This window comes from Citrobacter braakii, from assembly GCF_009648935.1.
Lineage (GTDB): Bacteria > Pseudomonadota > Gammaproteobacteria > Enterobacterales > Enterobacteriaceae > Citrobacter > Citrobacter braakii.
Window position 1 is genome coordinate 3,239,464 of the sequence record NZ_CP045771.1, and the last position, 16,032, is coordinate 3,255,495.

At 51.5% G+C, this 16,032-nt stretch carries 15 protein-coding genes; 3 read left to right on the forward strand and 12 right to left on the reverse strand.

Annotation, left to right across the window (positions count from 1 at the left end; all coding sequences use genetic code 11):
• Together pyrF and yciH are read left to right on the forward strand one after the other, a co-directional pair.
• Positions 1-738: an orotidine-5'-phosphate decarboxylase gene (gene pyrF, locus GFC06_RS15120; protein ID WP_049282555.1), complete on the forward strand. Its 738-nt coding sequence runs from the start codon at positions 1-3 to the stop codon at positions 736-738.
• Positions 739-1,065, forward strand: coding sequence for a stress response translation initiation inhibitor YciH (gene yciH, locus GFC06_RS15125; RefSeq protein ID WP_016153243.1), 327 nt, complete (start codon positions 739-741; stop codon positions 1,063-1,065).
• Positions 1,066-1,155: 90 nt separating this feature from the next.
• Here yciH and osmB read toward each other — a convergent pair whose 3' ends face one another.
• The 7 genes from osmB to fabI all read right to left on the reverse strand — a co-directional run bounded on the left by osmB (position 1,156) and on the right by fabI (position 9,270).
• Positions 1,156-1,374 (reverse strand): osmotically-inducible lipoprotein OsmB, encoded by a 219-nt coding sequence (gene osmB, locus GFC06_RS15130; protein ID WP_003020583.1) that lies wholly within the window; start codon positions 1,372-1,374, stop codon positions 1,156-1,158.
• A gap of 268 nt (positions 1,375-1,642) precedes the next feature.
• The gene (gene yciT / locus GFC06_RS15135; protein WP_016153242.1) at positions 1,643-2,395 is read right to left on the reverse strand and encodes a DNA-binding transcriptional regulator YciT; all 753 of its coding nucleotides are present in this window, start codon (positions 2,393-2,395) and stop codon (positions 1,643-1,645) included.
• A 95-nt stretch (positions 2,396-2,490) separates the two neighbouring features.
• Positions 2,491-2,673 carry a YciZ family protein gene (locus GFC06_RS15140; protein WP_016153241.1) on the reverse strand — a complete coding sequence of 61 codons (183 nt, stop codon included), beginning with the start codon at positions 2,671-2,673 and terminating at the stop codon, positions 2,491-2,493.
• Between the two features lie 182 nt (positions 2,674-2,855).
• Positions 2,856-4,847: a cyclic di-GMP phosphodiesterase gene (gene pdeR, locus GFC06_RS15145; RefSeq protein ID WP_047502364.1), complete on the reverse strand. Its 1,992-nt coding sequence runs from the start codon at positions 4,845-4,847 to the stop codon at positions 2,856-2,858.
• A 265-nt stretch (positions 4,848-5,112) separates the two neighbouring features.
• The gene (locus GFC06_RS15150; RefSeq protein WP_141875229.1) at positions 5,113-7,047 is read right to left on the reverse strand and encodes an exoribonuclease II; all 1,935 of its coding nucleotides are present in this window, start codon (positions 7,045-7,047) and stop codon (positions 5,113-5,115) included.
• An 89-nt stretch (positions 7,048-7,136) separates the two neighbouring features.
• A complete protein-coding gene (locus GFC06_RS15155; protein WP_153690316.1) occupies positions 7,137-8,282 on the reverse strand; it encodes a carboxymuconolactone decarboxylase family protein in 1,146 nt (381 codons plus the stop codon).
• 199 nt (positions 8,283-8,481) lie between these two features.
• Entirely contained in the window at positions 8,482-9,270 is a 789-nt protein-coding gene (fabI, locus tag GFC06_RS15160; RefSeq protein ID WP_016156642.1) for an enoyl-ACP reductase FabI, read from the reverse strand.
• Between the two features lie 440 nt (positions 9,271-9,710).
• Between fabI and GFC06_RS15165 the strand changes: the two genes are divergently transcribed.
• A complete protein-coding gene (locus tag GFC06_RS15165) occupies positions 9,711-10,400 on the forward strand; it encodes an EAL domain-containing protein (protein WP_047500365.1) in 690 nt (229 codons plus the stop codon).
• 38 nt (positions 10,401-10,438) lie between these two features.
• Here GFC06_RS15165 and sapF read toward each other — a convergent pair whose 3' ends face one another.
• The 5 genes from sapF to sapA are packed head-to-tail and all read right to left on the reverse strand — an operon-like array spanning position 10,439 to position 15,721.
• Positions 10,439-11,245 carry a peptide ABC transporter ATP-binding protein SapF gene (sapF, locus tag GFC06_RS15170; RefSeq protein WP_016153235.1) on the reverse strand — a complete coding sequence of 269 codons (807 nt, stop codon included), beginning with the start codon at positions 11,243-11,245 and terminating at the stop codon, positions 10,439-10,441.
• A 1-nt stretch (position 11,246) separates the two neighbouring features.
• Positions 11,247-12,239, reverse strand: coding sequence for a peptide ABC transporter ATP-binding protein SapD (gene sapD, locus GFC06_RS15175; RefSeq protein ID WP_016153234.1), 993 nt, complete (start codon positions 12,237-12,239; stop codon positions 11,247-11,249).
• Positions 12,239-13,129, reverse strand: a complete 891-nt coding sequence (gene sapC / locus GFC06_RS15180) for a peptide ABC transporter permease SapC (protein WP_016156640.1) — start codon at positions 13,127-13,129, stop codon at positions 12,239-12,241. The genes sapD and sapC overlap by 1 nt, the downstream gene beginning before the upstream one ends.
• Complete coding sequence (gene sapB, locus GFC06_RS15185; RefSeq protein WP_003020545.1) at positions 13,116-14,081, reverse strand: peptide ABC transporter permease SapB; 966 nt, start codon at positions 14,079-14,081, stop codon at positions 13,116-13,118. Before sapB ends, sapC begins: the two co-directional genes overlap by 14 nt.
• Positions 14,078-15,721 (reverse strand): ABC transporter substrate-binding protein SapA, encoded by a 1,644-nt coding sequence (gene sapA / locus GFC06_RS15190; protein ID WP_153690317.1) that lies wholly within the window; start codon positions 15,719-15,721, stop codon positions 14,078-14,080. Before sapA ends, sapB begins: the two co-directional genes overlap by 4 nt.
• Positions 15,722-16,032: the final 311 nt, after the last annotated feature.

The window sequence follows — 16,032 nt, forward strand, 5'->3', positions numbered from 1 at the left end:
ATGACGTTTACTGCTTCATCTTCTTCTCGTGCTGTTACCGATTCTCCTGTCGTTGTCGCTCTCGATTATTCTAATCGTGATAAAGCATTAGCTTTTGTCGACAGAATTGATCCTCGTGATTGCCGTTTGAAAGTGGGCAAAGAGATGTTCACGCTTTTTGGACCTCAGTTGGTTCGCGATCTACAACAGCGTGGTTTTGACATCTTTCTTGATTTGAAATTTCATGATATTCCCAATACCACCGCACATGCAGTTGCCGCTGCTGCCGAACTTGGTGTCTGGATGGTTAACGTTCACGCTTCTGGCGGGGCGCGTATGATGACTGCAGCCCGTGAAGCCTTAGTGCCTTTTGGCCAGGACGCGCCGCTACTGATTGCCGTGACGGTTCTGACCAGTATGGAAGCCAGCGACCTCGCCGATCTCGGCGTGACGTTGTCACCTGCAGATTATGCTGAAAGACTGGCGCGCTTAACCCAGAATTGTGGTCTGGACGGTGTCGTATGCTCAGCTCAGGAAGCGGTGCGATTCAAGCAGGCGTTGGGCCAGGCATTTAAGCTGGTGACGCCGGGGATTCGTCCAGAAGGCAGCGAGGCGGGCGATCAGCGTCGTATTATGACACCGGAACAGGCGCAATTAGCAGGTGTGGATTACATGGTGATTGGTCGTCCGGTCACCCAGTCGGCCGATCCCGCGCAGACGCTGAAGATGATCAATGCTTCCCTGAAACGAGGTGCGTAAATGAACGACTCAAACTCTCGTCTGGTCTACTCTACCGACTCCGGGCGTATTGATGAACCGAAAACAGCGCCTGAGCGTCCAAAAGGCGATGGCATTGTTCGTATCCAGCGCCAGACCAGTGGTCGCAAAGGGAAGGGCGTGTGCCTGATTACCGGTATTGATCAAGACGATGCCGAACTGACCAAATTAGCCGCAGAACTGAAGAAAAAGTGTGGTTGCGGTGGAGCAGTGAAAGATGGCGTGATTGAAATTCAGGGGGATAAACGCGACCTGATTAAATCGCTGTTGGAAGCTAAAGGAATGAAAGTTAAACTGGCTGGCGGTTAATAAAAAAGCCACGGAAATTTTCCGTGGCTTTTTAATAATACAGACCTGAAAAAGTAAACGTATTATTATATCGAGCCGTTTAACCGTAGATTATTTACCCACCTGGTGGCCGATAATACCACCTACTGCAGCACCACCCAGCGTACCCAGCGTGCTGCCGTCAGTCAGGACTGCACCACCTATTGCACCTGCACCAGCACCGATTGCGGTGTTACGATCTCGTTTGGACCAGTTAGAGCAGGCACTCAGCGACATTGCCAGAGTAATCGCCAGAATGGCAGCGGTCATTTTTTTGCTCGTTACTAACATAATACTTTCTCCTGAATTATTGATTCACGGAATCCAGTGTTCTTTAAGGATAGCGTCAAATTAAGACTATCGAAGATATTTCCGTGAAACCGTTTAGCGAAGGCATTACAAACACTATCCTGAAGTTGGAGGTTCGTTCCTGTTATATCGCTAACATTAATTTTACGACTTTATCCTGTTAACGACAGGTAAAAAGTCTTAATTGGATTGTCAGATAACTCTCAGAGAGCAGATGATTTGTCTGCTGACAAACCATCTACTGAAGATTTTATGCGTGGGCATCAATGATATTGACGATTAATCCTGAATGTTCGAGCTGCATTTGTACGCTGGCGCTGAGTCTGGAGTCCGTTACTACGCGGCTGAATCGCTCTAATGGACCCAGCGTGTAAGGGTGAATGGCGTCGAATTTTGAGCTGTCGGTCAACACAATAACTTCTGCGCCTTTTTCCAGCACCGCGTTAACCACGTCAGAACGCATCATATCGCGTCCGGTAAAACCGGTATCAGCCTGCCAGCCGTCAATGCCGATAAAGGCCTTACTGAAGTGTACCTGCTGGATAAACTGGCGAGTTAAGGGGCCGACCATGCTCTCACTTTTTTTCTGGTAAATTCCACCGAGAAGTATCACTTCACAGGGCGTTTCTTTGAGCAGATGAGCAATGTAGCTGCTCACGGTGATGATGGTGACATCTTTTTGCTCTGCCAGCGTTCTGGCCAGAAGTGCATTGCTGCTGCCATTCTCAATGAATACGGATTCGCCTGGACTGACCAGAGATGCAGCGAATTCAGCCAGTTCACGTTTCAGAGTGAAATTGGTCATCATGCGCGTTTCAACATCATCGCTGTTCAATGAAACAGCAAAACCGTGGGCTCGGCGTAAGTAACTCTGTTTTTCCAGCGTGTTCAGATCCTGTCGAATCGTCACTTCGGAGACACCGGTGACTTTTGCCAGATCGGCGACGCTCATCTGACCTTTATCGGTCACCATCTGCAAAATAGATTGTTGTCGGGAATTCATAGTATTAATTTTATTGCGATATCGTATCGGAAATTAAACGGAAACTGCATTATCTGCAGTTTGCTGATAGCAGCGACATCAAAAGATCACTGTCATCAGATCTCCCATGGCGCCTTCTGCTTTTTCGCCAAAGATTCGGCATCTTCTTTGACCGTGTTTAACAGTTCAGCTTTCAAAATTTCAAGATTGTGGATGGCTGAGTGGTAATCACCTGCAACGAGGATATCCAGCACGGTATCAATACGTTCGGCCAGACGCTGAGCGTCGATATCAGACATGGTCGTCATCCTAATGGCAATAGAGTTTGAATTTCATGATGCAGAATTTCATGGCAAAAGAGAAGGGAAAAATAGTATTAACCTGAACGATTGAAGAATATTATATATTCTGTGATTACATGCGGATAGCGTCGTCATGTAATGTCCATTTATGGCTATTTATCACCTTCATTCTCTCTGCATTAGCGCATTTTTTTACTCAGATGGCGGCGATACCAACGTTCAAATGCGGCGGCTGGCATTGGTTTGGCGAATAAAAACCCCTGACGTTCATTGACGCCATTTTTGGTCAGAAACGCATCCTCTTTCGCGCTTTCCACGCCTTCGGCGATGACCTGCAGGTTGAGCGCCTGTGCTACCGCAACTATGGCCCGTACCAGCGATTGTGAAATAGGTTGTTTGTGGATCTCTCTGACAAAGGTCTGATCCAGTTTAATGGCATCTAGCGGGAAGCGGGCCAGTTGAGACAGCGACGAATAACCGGTACCAAAATCATCCAAATGGATTTGCGCTCCTAACTGGCTAAACTGCTGAATGACTGACAACGCCAGTTGCTCATTTTCTATCAAACTGCTTTCCGTTAATTCAACATCGATGGGGCAATACTCAAAGTTGAGCTCGTGAAGTACCTGCTTAAGTGCGGTAAACAGCGTCTGGTCGGCGAGCTGGCGGGCAGAAACGTTTACCGCCACGCGCAGGTTTATTCCCTTGTCGCGCCATTTCGCGACCTGGCGCACAACGTCGAGAATAACCCAACGCCCCAGCGGGACGATGAGCCCCGATTCTTCGGCGTAGGATATAAACTCCAGCGGTGGAATGAGGCCGCGTTCCGGAGATTGCCAGCGAACCAGCGCCTCCAGGCTGCGCACTTCACCGCGCCAGGTTATCTTTGGCTGATAATGGATAACCAGTTGATCGTTATCCAGTGCCTTACGCAGATTAGTATCCAGCCACAGATATTCAAATACCCGCTGATTCATTTCCGGAGAAAAAACACAAAACTGCCCACGGCCGCCTTCTTTCGCGGTGTACATGGCTGTATCCGCGTTACGAATGACGCTCTCGCAGTCCTGACCATGCTGAGGTGCGAGGGATATACCAATAGAGCATCCGGTATAGACTTCAATCAGACCGATGCGGAAGGGCTGGCGCAGGCGTGTCAGAATGCGCGATGCGGTGGCTTCCAGTGTGCCCTGGGATGTTTCGGTGGCAAGAACAATGAATTCATCGCCGCCAAACCGCGCCAGGATCTGGTTGTCTTCGAGGCAACTGAGGATTGCCAGCGACACGCTTTGTAGTAGCTGATCGCCAAACATATGCCCGTAGGCATCGTTTACCTTTTTGAAGTTATCCAGATCGAGGTACGCAATACCGACCTGCGTATCGCCCGCGTTCTCAATCGCATTACTGATCAGTTCATGAATTGCGTTGCGGTTTGGTAATCCAGTGATGGAGTCGGTATTCGCCAATACCCGCAGTCGTTCCTGCGCGCGGCGTTCTTCAGTGATATCGGTCCCGGAACAGATCAGAAAAATTTCGTTCTTGCCGCTACCGTTATGCACAAATTTATTGCGAAACAGAAACAGACGCTGGCCTTTGCAGGTCTTGACCCAGCGTTCAACCTCATACGAGTTACCTTCGCGAAAAAAGACCTCAATATTGCGCCGTGAAGCCGCTGCTTCACGACGGCTCATAAATAATGTGAATACACTTTGACCAATGACTTCACGTTCTTTGAGGCCGGTGTACTCTTCGCACAGGCGGTTAAACCGCTGAATGTTGCCCATGCGGTCAAGAATGACAATAACGGAATTGGCTTCGGAAACGACTTGTTCGGCAAAAGAGAGGCCGTGGGCCAGATCGCGGGCGACGGAAGGGGTGTCATCCCAGGCTGATGCGCTACCGGCCCATTCGCGCTTATTGATTTTTCGACCGACCAGATGCACGGGAATGTCGTCATCTTCAATGGGCAACGTCATTAGCAGACTTGACGTGATCACCGTCATCTCGCGAATGCGATCGGCTTGTTCAGGTAATAATTCGATGGTCTGATCAGCTTCTGACGCTTCGTCGATAGAGAAATGCAGGATGTTGCAATCCTCTGACAAACGCCAGTAGGGGTTATGAGTGCCCACATAGCTATACAACGTAACCAGCTCCCGGACGTCTTTCATCATGTGTACTATCCCGTTTAAAGCGCATAGAGCCTCAAAAGTATGGGTAGCCATGATTCATTCGTGGTGATTATGGCTGAACGTATTGTTTTTTTTATATATTTATGTTTAATCCAGAATCCGTAAAAAGCAAAGCCAGCGGAACTGAAAAAAGTAAAAAAATAAAATTGACCGAATGAAAGAAGTGTAGTGCGGTGGTGGGAATTTGGGCGGTAAAAAGAAACGACCTTTCACAAAATGAGAAAGGTCGCTGGATTGATACGTGTTACGCGGCTGGACGCGCGATAACGCTGCGGGTTTCCATGCGAACTTCGGCGATGGTTACGTCAATCACATCCGTGACTTTGTAAACCACTTCACCTTTAATTTGCACCGTGCCGCTTTCCTGGCTGCATACCAGCTCGTCCCGAACGGCGTGCAGGAATGGGGCAGGAATAAATGCGACTGCGCCATTATCAACTAAACGTACGCGCATACCGCCGCGGCTGACGTCAATTATCTCGGCCGCAAAGCGGGTATCGGTCCCGGCTTTGTCACTCAGGAAACGGGCGTATAACCAGTCGCCCACATCACGCTCAGCCATCCGGTTCAGGCGACGACGTTCCGCCATTTGCACCGTGGTATCATCCCCAGGGCGGGCGATGGTTTCACCTTTGATGACGGCCTTAAGCAGGCGGTGGTTAATCATATCGCCATATTTACGAATAGGAGAGGTCCAGGTGGCATAAGCCTCCAGACCCAGCCCAAAGTGCGGCCCTGGCTCGATACTGATTTCAGCGTAAGACTGGAAGCGGCGAATTCGGCTGTCGAGGAAACCAGAAGGCTGCGCATCCAGCTCGCGGCGCAGTTTGCAGAAACCTTCCAGCGTCAGGACTTCCTCGGCATCAACGTGCATACCATGGGTTTTTAGCAGCGCGGCCAGAGCGTCGGCGTTGGCCGGGTCGAATCCCATATGGACGTTATAAATCCCGAAGCCCAGCTTGTCGCGAAGCACGCGGGCGGCGCAAATGTTTGCCGCAATCATGGATTCTTCCACGATACGGTTTGCGATGCGGCGCGGCTCAGCGACGATGTCCAGGACTTCACCTTTTTCACCAAGAACAAAACGGTAATCCGGGCGATCTTTAAATACCAGAGCATGGTTATGACGCCATTCACCGCGGCTCAGGCAAATACGGTGTAGCAGACGGATTTGTTCAGCAATCGCGTCGTTTGCAGGCTGCCAGTCACCGGTATCTTCCAGCCAGTCGGAGACGTTGTCGTAGACCAGCTTCGCTTTCGACTCAATCGTCGCTGCGAAGAAGGTGATGTTGTCTTCAATCGCGCCATCCGCGGTGATGGTCATACGACAAGCCAGAACCGGACGCACTTCGTTCGCGCGTAAAGAGCACAGATCGTCAGACAGTTCGCGTGGTAGCATCGGGATATTGAACCCCGGCAGATAGTTAGTAAACGCGCGAATTTTTGCCGTTTTATCCAGCTTGCTGCCTTCTGCAATCCAGGCCGTAGGGTCGGCAATGGCGACAGTTAATTGTAGTTTGCCGTCGGCCAGATCTTCAGCATACAGCGCATCGTCCATATCTTCGGTGCTGGCGCTGTCGATGGTGACAAAGTTGAGGGCGGTTAAGTCCTGACGAACCAGACCTTCATCCAGCATCTCAGTTGCCACACCGTCCGGCGCTTCTTTTTCGAGATTATGGCGTGCCAGCGTGACCCACCACGGGACAAAGTGGTCATCAGCAAAAGTGATAAATTGGGTTAACTCAGCATAGAAGGTGCGATCGCCTTTCAGCGGGTGGCGGCGCATTTCAGCGACGGCCCAGTCACCTTCTTTAAAGTCGTGCTCAACGCCGCGGGCGGCACGGCAAGGGATCGCTTCTTTCAGTAACGGATGATCCGGCACAATGGACAGACGATCATTTTTGCCCTGAACTTTACCCACGAAGCGCGTCAGGAAGGGTTCGATCAGTTCTTCCGGCTCGGCAGATTCACGATCTTTTTCTGTATGGATAACCGCAACAATGCGGTCGCCATGCATCACTTTTTTCATCTGCGGCGGTGGAATGAAATAGCTTTTTTGTGCATCGACTTCCAGGAAGCCAAAGCCTTTTTCCGTGGCTTTTACCACCCCTTCAGCACGTGGCGTCTGGGAATGCAGTTGCTGTTTAAGCTGCGCTAGCAGCGGGTTGTCCTGAAGCATAATTGTCTATTTTCGTGGCTAAAAGAGCGGCTGACAGTTTTACGCGATTCTCTCAGTTGCGGCAAGCGCTCTTTCAGTAAGTGGATCGGTTAATAAGTCTCGCCCAGCGCGATTTTCAAGCGATTCAACCATCCGCACAATCCGCTCCAGGCCAGCAGGTTAATCGCTTGTTCAGAAGAGATGCCCTGATCGAACAAAGGGGTTAACAGCGCGGCGCTAAAACGGTCGGGCGCTCGGGTTAGCCATTGTACCGCCTGCAGGGTGACGCGCTCAACCGGATGTCGCTGTTCCCAACGCTGTAATTCACGTTCCTCCTGGCGAAGCAGGGCGATAACGTTGGCTAATTCATTGGCTGTATGTGCCTGTTCATTAAAGCAGGCCACGCTGCCGTTAATCCGTGAGGTCATTAGCGCCGCCAGTGAAAATGCCTGCGCATGTACTGCGCTGCGCCGGGTACTGGAAATCAGTGTCGTGAATAAATCTAAAATGACCGGTGAATGAATCAGTAATGGCACCAACGCTTGCAGTTCATCGGGAAAATGTCTGGCCGTCGTCTCGTCCTGAGAATGATATTTTTCGATTGGGAATGGCGCAGCGTGCCAGGTAGCGTTTGTTGCACTAAATGGCGAAGCGTGAGCGAATTGCTGTATATCCAGCCCCGGTATTCGGCGTACCGGATGTCCAAACCAGGCCTGAAACAGGGCCACGGTCCGGGCCTGAAAACCGACGAAGCCGATGATTTGATTCATCAAAATACTATCGCTGGTGGTCAGCCCGACCGCATCCAGATGCTGGCGATCGCGTGCGCCTATCACATCAGGAGAGCTGGCAAGTTGGCGAGCATATTGGGTGATTTGCGCCAGCCGATGGTTACTTTCCCGTGACGAGTCAGGTCCAGGAAGCGGTGTTAACCGCGCGGCATAGTGATTGCACAATCGCTGGACGCCATACACCTGAGCGACGGTTAGCGCCGTACTCATCCGCTCATAGGCGCTGAATGTGTGCATCTGATTCAGGTTTACGTGAACCGGGAAGAGAACCTGGGCAAGTTTACGGGCAGGGGTTAACCAGGATTGAAAAGGCAAAAGGGCGTCATCAGGTATCGCCAGATCCAGTAAAAAGCTGTCGTCGACATGAGCAGCTTCCGGCACCAGCGGCAGAATATCTTGTGGATGCTTGCTGGATTGCGTCTCATGATACCAGTGGCTTTTGCCTTCAATTCGGCGTTGTTCCATGGGCGGTCCTTGGTCTAAAAAGTGGCGACCCGGACACGTCGTCTACTACTACGCCGGATCGTTTGCGCTGCAATATCCTGACGTAAGCAGAAGAGGGGATGAAAGATTGTTCCGTGATAATAAATATCAGAAAAGCATATATGGCGGCAGGCAGAGGAGAGTCATGGGCGGGGCAAGACCGCCCATAGAAGACTTACGATTATTTCAGTTCCAGTTCGTTCATTGCCGCGATACTGAAGCCACCATCGACGTGAACGACTTCACCAGAGATGCCGGCAGCAAGATCGGAGCACAAAAATGCTGCGGAGTTACCCACATCTTCAATGGTTACAGTGCGGCGAATCGGCGTAACCGCTTCACAATGCGCCAGCATTTTACGGAAATCTTTAATGCCGGAAGCGGCGAGTGTACGGATTGGACCGGCGGAAATAGCGTTCACACGCACGCCTTCAGGACCCATCGCATTAGCCATATAGCGGACGTTCGCTTCCAGTGAGGCTTTTGCCAGGCCCATCACGTTGTAGTTAGGGATGGCGCGCTCTGCGCCCAGATAGGATAGCGTCAGCAGCGCTGAGCCTGGGTTCAGCATGGAACGGCAGGCTTTTGCCATCGCCACAAAGCTGTAAGCGCTGATGTCATGAGCAATTTTGAAGCCTTCGCGGGTGACTGCATTCACATAGTCGCCATCCAGTTGGTCTGCGGGCGCGAAACCAATGGAGTGCACGAAACCGTCGAATTTCGGCCAGGCTTTGCCCAGTTCGGTAAACAGTGCATCAATGCTGGCGTCTTCCGCCACATCACACTGTAGTACGATGCTGGAACCCAGTTGAGCTGCAAATTCTTCGACGCGGCCTTTTAGTTTGTCATTCTGGTAGGTGAACGCCAGTTCAGCCCCTTCGCGATGCATGGCCTGAGCGATACCCCAGGCGATGGACAGTTTGCTGGCAAGACCCGTTACCAGAATGCGCTTACCGGAAAGAAAACCCATAGCTTTAATCCTTATGGTCATTGCTTATTTTTAGCAATCAATGAGTTATGATCACAATTTGAAGGTGTTTCGAAATGGGGCAGCAATTATATCCCACTCTTTGTGCCTTGTAGAATAGTTATCATCCCTTACTGATAATCACTTTTCATTACACATGAGGGTTATAACACTTTCCCTGGTTAAGTCTCATTCATTCTGCGAAGCGCGGGGGATGGAGAAAATACAAGGCTTTAAAGGCATCTCAATGGTATTATTAACTGCTAGCTTATGTTTTAAAACATAGCAATGTAGGAACTTTCTTAAAACAAAAAATATGACCGTATTCAGTTCGTTATGATATATTGTTTTTATCGATCAATATTGACACATTGATCGTTATTATTGATTGATTGTGATTAAAAGTGCATTATCAGGAAGTTATGATCAATTGGAGTGGTCTTATGCACTATCATTTCATCGCGGAACCGATGAGAGACACAACTGATACGTTACTGGGTGTTGAGATGAGCGTCCGGTTTGCTTCAGATACGGTTTCGCCGATACATCCAGAGTTCATCATTTCAGCGTGGAATAGCGAGCAAAAACGTAATTTCATGCTCGAGCAAATTCGATTAATTGCCGAAAAGCGTAATTGGTTTGAGAGCCACAACCTTTTCTGTACTCTGAACCTCATTGATGAAATGGCGCTGCTGGCAATTGGCGACCCGAGCGTCAAATCGGCGCTACATGCCATGCCTTTTGTCGCACTAGAACTTTCAGAGCGTTTTCTGACGAATACCGTATGTCTGAATAATCTGCTGATTAATTCACTTTGCGACGGTCCAAACGCATTATGGCTGGGCGATCTGGGCTCCGGCAGCATTGGGGCCAGTCCGCTGGTTTGCGGTCGTTTTGATGTTGTGAAGTTGGATCGTGGTTTTTTCCTGGATCAGGCTGAAAAACCGATGTTCCCGGTGCTAATTAAAAACATCCGCGAATATTGCGACCGCATTGCGGTGGAGGGCGTGGAAACCAAACAGCTTATCGACGAAGTAGGCGCGGCTGGTGTTTGGGTGATGCAGGGATCCCTTTTCCCTTCGGTCGCGTTTAGCGAGGTTGATACACTGCTCTTACCAAATGTTTGTCACTGATTGCAAAATTGCCCTCCGGTTGAGGAGGGCTGCATCTGCTAGCGATCTTTACGCCACGCGTCAGCGGTTAGCGCTTCGCCGAAATGGCCGGCAATCAGGCGACGGGTCAGCTCATGCAACGGCGAGGCCAAAACATCTGCTGTACTGCCGCGTTCAACCACTTCACCCTGGTGCATGACTAATACCTGATCGCTGATGTGCTTCATCATGCCGATGTGCTGAGTCACATAGATATATGAAATCCCCTGTTTTTCCTGTAATTCCAGCATCAGATTGATGAGCTGCGAACGCATCGACATGTCCAGAGAGGCGAGGGCTTCGTCGGCGATAATGACTTTGGGTCGCAAAATGAGCGCTCGGGCAAGACCCAGACGCTGTTTTTGTCCCGGAGCCAGCATATGCGGGTAATAACTCACATGGTCAGGCAACAGACCGACCATGCGCATGGTCTCGATGATCTGTTTGCGGCGCTGTTCAGGCTCGAGGTCGGTGTTCAGACGTAGCGGAAAATCGAGGATCTGCGAAATACGTTGCCGTGGGTTAAGCGACGTTGATGGATCCTGGAAAATCATACGGATACGCTGACTACGGAATGAATAATCACCATATTTTAACGGGTGATCGTCGATCAGCAGCTCACCGCTGGTGGGCTCAATCATACCGGCCAGCATCTTCGCCAGCGTAGATTTACCGGAACCATTTTCACCTATGACGGCGAGCGTCTGACGCTCGCGCAGGGTAAAGCTCAGGGGCTTAACGGCCTCAACGGTCTGACGGCGGAATAAGCCCGTCCGGTAGCGAAAGGTTTTGCTCAGATTACGAACTTCGAGCAGGGTTTCTACCATCTCACTCTCTCTCCATGTTCAGCGGGAAATGACAGGCGTAGAGATGATTCTTTGCTCCGGTCAGTCTTGGGGTTTCGATACATTCGCGCTGAGCATAAGGGCAGCGCGGCCCCAGACGACAGCCGATAGGTAATTGTTCCAGCAATGGAATGGCTCCTGGCATGGTATTCAGGCGGCTTTTGTGCGGCATTGCGCTACCAAAATCAGGAATGGCGCGAATCAACGCTTGGGTATAAGGATGATGCGGAATAGTCACCAACTCTTTACTGGGCGCAGTTTCCACCGTTTGCCCACAGTACATCACGTTAATTTTGTCAGCCCACTGGCTGAGCATTTGCAGGTCATGGCTGATCAACAAAATGGTGGTATTGCTGTTTTGGTTCAGCCGGGTCAGCAGGCGGAAAATTTGCGCCTGAGTGGTTGGCTCCATCGCGTTCGTTGGTTCGTCGGCAATCAGTAAACGCGGCTGATTAGCCAGGGCGATTGCGATCATCACCTTCTGGCATTCGCCGTCGGTCAGCTCATACGGGAAGCTGCGCATCGCATCTTTATGATCTTTTATCCCGACGCGGTGCAGGAGTTCAATCGCGCGGCGTTTACGCCAGCCGATACGCTGCCACCAGCGGCCTTTATAAGTCCATGCCGGAATATTTTGCATCAGTTGTCGTCCAATGCGCTCAGACGGATCGAGACACGATTGCGGTTCCTGAAAGATCATGGAAACGTTATGGCCGACCAGCTTGCGTCGTTCACGCGCGGAAAGGCGCAACAGATCGATATCATCAAAGCGCATGCGGTCTGCGGTTACGCGCCAGTTATCTTTCGCGACGCCGCAAATGGCCTTGGCGATCAGGCTCTTGCCCGATCCAGATTCACCAACCAGTCCGCGGATTTCACCTTCATTGAGGGTCATGCTGACGCGGTCAACCGCCTTCACCCAGTCGTCGCCGGTTCTGAATTCAATGGTCAGGTTGCGGATATCCAGTAATGGCATTATTCCACCCCCGCAATAATTGCCCGGCGCACGCCATCACCCAGCAGGTTAACCAGCAGCACGCTTATCATAATCGCCGCACCTGGCAGCATAACCGTCCACGGTGCGACATAAATCAGCTCCAGCGCGTCGCCAAGCATGGCTCCCCATTCTGGTGACGGCAACTGTGCGCCAAGGTCGAGAAAACCCAGCGCAGCGATGTCCAGAATCGCCATCGACAGCGCACGGGTGATTTCAGTGATAAGTCCGGCGGTAATATTGGGCAGAACGGCAAACCACAGGATATTGAGCGTGGTTGCGCCGTCCAGGCGAGCGGCGATAACGTACTCTTTTTCCAGCTCGTCATGCACCATGCTGTAGACGGAGCGTACCATGCGCGGCAGCAGCGCCAGCCAGACGGCAAACATCGCGTGTGTCAGATGCGGTCCGGCAAAGGCCACCACAATAATTGCCAGCAGCAGCGAAGGGATCGAGAGCAGTGTGTCCAGAATATGGTTCAGCACCGCGGAGCGCAAACCATGTGTTGCGCCGGCAACCACGCCCAGCAACAGTCCACATAGTGTGGCGGCGAGGGTGACGACAAACGCGCCGCCAACGGTCGGGGCCGCGCCGCTGAGCAGGCGACTTAACACGTCACGCCCGAGATCGTCAGTTCCGAGGAAAAATGAGACTTCGCCATAGCGCGACCATGACGGCGGTAAAAGCTGATAGCCGAGAAATTGCTGGTCGATGCCATAAGGGGCAAACCAACCACCAAAAATACACAGAATCGCCAATCCTGCGCAGCCATACAGGCCGATCATCGCAGTCGCATCGCCGTAAAAATTACGCCATGCGGTGCGCAGCGTACCAGGCGGTCGCTTTTCGCTGTAGACGCTATCGTAAGGCATACCATTCCTTATGTTTCAGAGGGTTAGCCATAGCACCCAAAATATCTGAGATGACGTTAACGATGATAACCAGTGAGCCAATCACCATGACGCCCGCCGAAATTGCCGCGTAATCCTGCTGGCGAATTGCGTTAATCAGCCAACGGCCAAGACCTGGCCAGCTAAAGACCATCTCGGTGATCATCGCCAGCGTCAGCATGGTGGAAAACTGTAAGCCCAGACGCGGGATTACCGGCGGAAGGGCGTTGTGCAGAACGTGACGGCGCAGAATGGTTAAGCGTGACAGACCGCGCGTGGCGGCCGCTTTAACATAGTTTTGATCAAAGACCTCAATGGTGCTGATTCGCATCAGGCGAATAACTTCCGTGGTAGGGGCGACGGAAAGCGTCAACACCGGAAGCACCATGTGACGGATTGCGCTGACCAGCATTTCATCGCGCCAGGGCGAGTCGGAGATCCACGCATCAATAATGGCAAATCCGGTAACGGGCTTCACTTCATAGAGAAGATCAAAGCGTCCCGAAACGGGAAGCCAGCCGAGAGTCAATGAGAAGAGCAACGTCAGTAACAGCGCCAGCCAAAAAACCGGAATGGAAAAGCCCATCAACGCTAAGGCGCTGATGCAGCGGTCCTGCCATTTGTTCCGCGTGATCCCTGCCAGCATACCAACGGGGATCCCAACCATCAGCGCAAAACCAAAGGCCAGAATGCACAGTTCCATCGTCGCCGGGAACACCTCCTTCAACTGTTCTGAAATCAACTGGCCGTTAATACTGGATACACCAAAATCCCAGTGAATGAGGCCATTGAACCAGAATACCCAGGCGTTCCACAGCGATGCACCCTGTAACGGCGCATGAGGCGTGAAGTAGCTCAGGCTGAATCCAATAAAGGTCAGGAAGAAGAGGGTGACCAGCAGCAATAAAAAACGACGCAGGGTGAAGATAATCATGGCTTTTTCACCTCATCTTTCTTTTCCCTGGAAACCCCGGCAAAAGATGCATTGCCGAACGGACTCAGCACCAGTCCTTTGATATCGTAACGATAAGCCTGCAGACGCAGTGAAGAGGCCAGCGGCAGGATCGGTAACTCTTTCGCGAGAATATTTTGCGCTTCGTCATAGGCATCAATTCGCGATGAGAGTTGCTGCGAAGAGAGGGCCTTGCGCAGAACGCTGTCAAATTCCGGATTACACCAGTGGGCGAAGTTAGTCTGCGAGTTGATGGCGGCGCAGCTTAGCAACGGTCGGAAAAAACTGTCAGGATCGTTACTGTCCGTCGCCCAACCGGATAACGTTAGATCATGGTTCATATCCATTAATCGCGCCTCCTGAAAACGACCTTCTACCGGAATGATTTTAACTTTCACACCCACCTGAGCCATGTCAGCCTGAATCAGCTCGGCGGTTTTCAGTGGACTGGGGTTCCAGGCCTGAGAACTGGTGGGTACCCAAAGCTGTAATGTCAGGTTCTCCAGCCCCAGTGCTTTTAACTGCTCGCGCGATTTTGCCGGATTGTACTCTGTAATTTTAGCTTCGTTGTCATAAGCCCACGAGGCGCGAGGCAAAATAGATGCTGCGGTTTCCGCCGTCCCGTAGTAGATGGACTGCATCAGCCGTTGGTTATTGATGGCCAGCGCCAGCGCATGCCGCACGGCGGGATTATCCATCGGTGGTTTATTGGTGTTGAATGCCAGATAGGCGATGTTCATCCCCGGGCGCAGGGTCAGACGCAGGCGCGGGTCATCACGCAAAATGCTGAGCTGACTGGCGGCAGGCCAGGCCAGAACATCACACTCACCGGTCAGGAGTTTCGATAGACGTCCGGTGCCGCCAGAACCGAGGTCCACAACCACCTGCGGCATCAGAGGAGTACCACGCCAGAATTTTTCATGGCGCTGCAGTCGAACATATTGCCCTGCGCGATTCTCCGAAAGCTGGTACGGTCCGGTACCGACGGGTTGTCTGTCGAGCAGCTCCTGACGATCCTGTTTTGCCAATTTAGCCGCATATTCTGCTGACATCACGGAGGCATAGTGCGTGGCAAGGTGCCACATGAAGGAGGCGTCGGGCTGAGTTAAGCGGAACTCAACGGTGTTGTTGTCCAGCTTGCGTACGCTTTGGACGTTATCGGCGAACTGAAGGCTGTCGAAGTAGGGGAAACTGCTACCGTTTACATTGTGCCACGGATGCCGGCGATCAAAGATGCGCTCGAAGGTAAACACCACGTCGTCCGCATTCAGTTTGCGGGTGGGGGTGAACCAGGCCGTCTTCTGAAACTGGACGTCACGACGCAGATGGAAGCGGTAGGTTGCGCCGTTATCCAGCACCTCCCAGCTTTCAGCCAGCTCAGGCACCAGTCGATAGGTGTACGGATCGACATCGAGCAGTCGGTCATACAGCTGGGCTGCCAGGGTGTCGACGATAAGACCGCTGCTCGCTTTTTGCGGGTTGAACGTATTGACCTGCCCGCTAACGCAATAGACAAAGCCGCTGTCACGAATATCAGCATGCGAAGCCTGTTCAGGCGCGGCAGCAGCCTGACCACTCAGAAATCCAGCCATCACGATCAGAGATGATAAAACCAGGCGCATAATTTTAAAGGATTATAAATAAAGAGGCTATCTTACTAATATTTAATGACATTTGCCATTACCGTTTGTGTTTGGGGGCCGCACAGGTGATAACCGCGAATTCAACATCGCGACAGGGTCACCCTTCATACCCGCTATCCACTTTGAATGTACTCTGTTAACTATCTTAGCATTTTCATGACCCATCTGACTCGCTAAAACGCGGGATTCGCTGGCTGACAGAAAAATGTGAGGGGACGTGGGGGAAAATGACCATGACCGCCAGGAGAGAGCATCAGCAATATCGCGGGGAGAATGAAATATAAAAATAA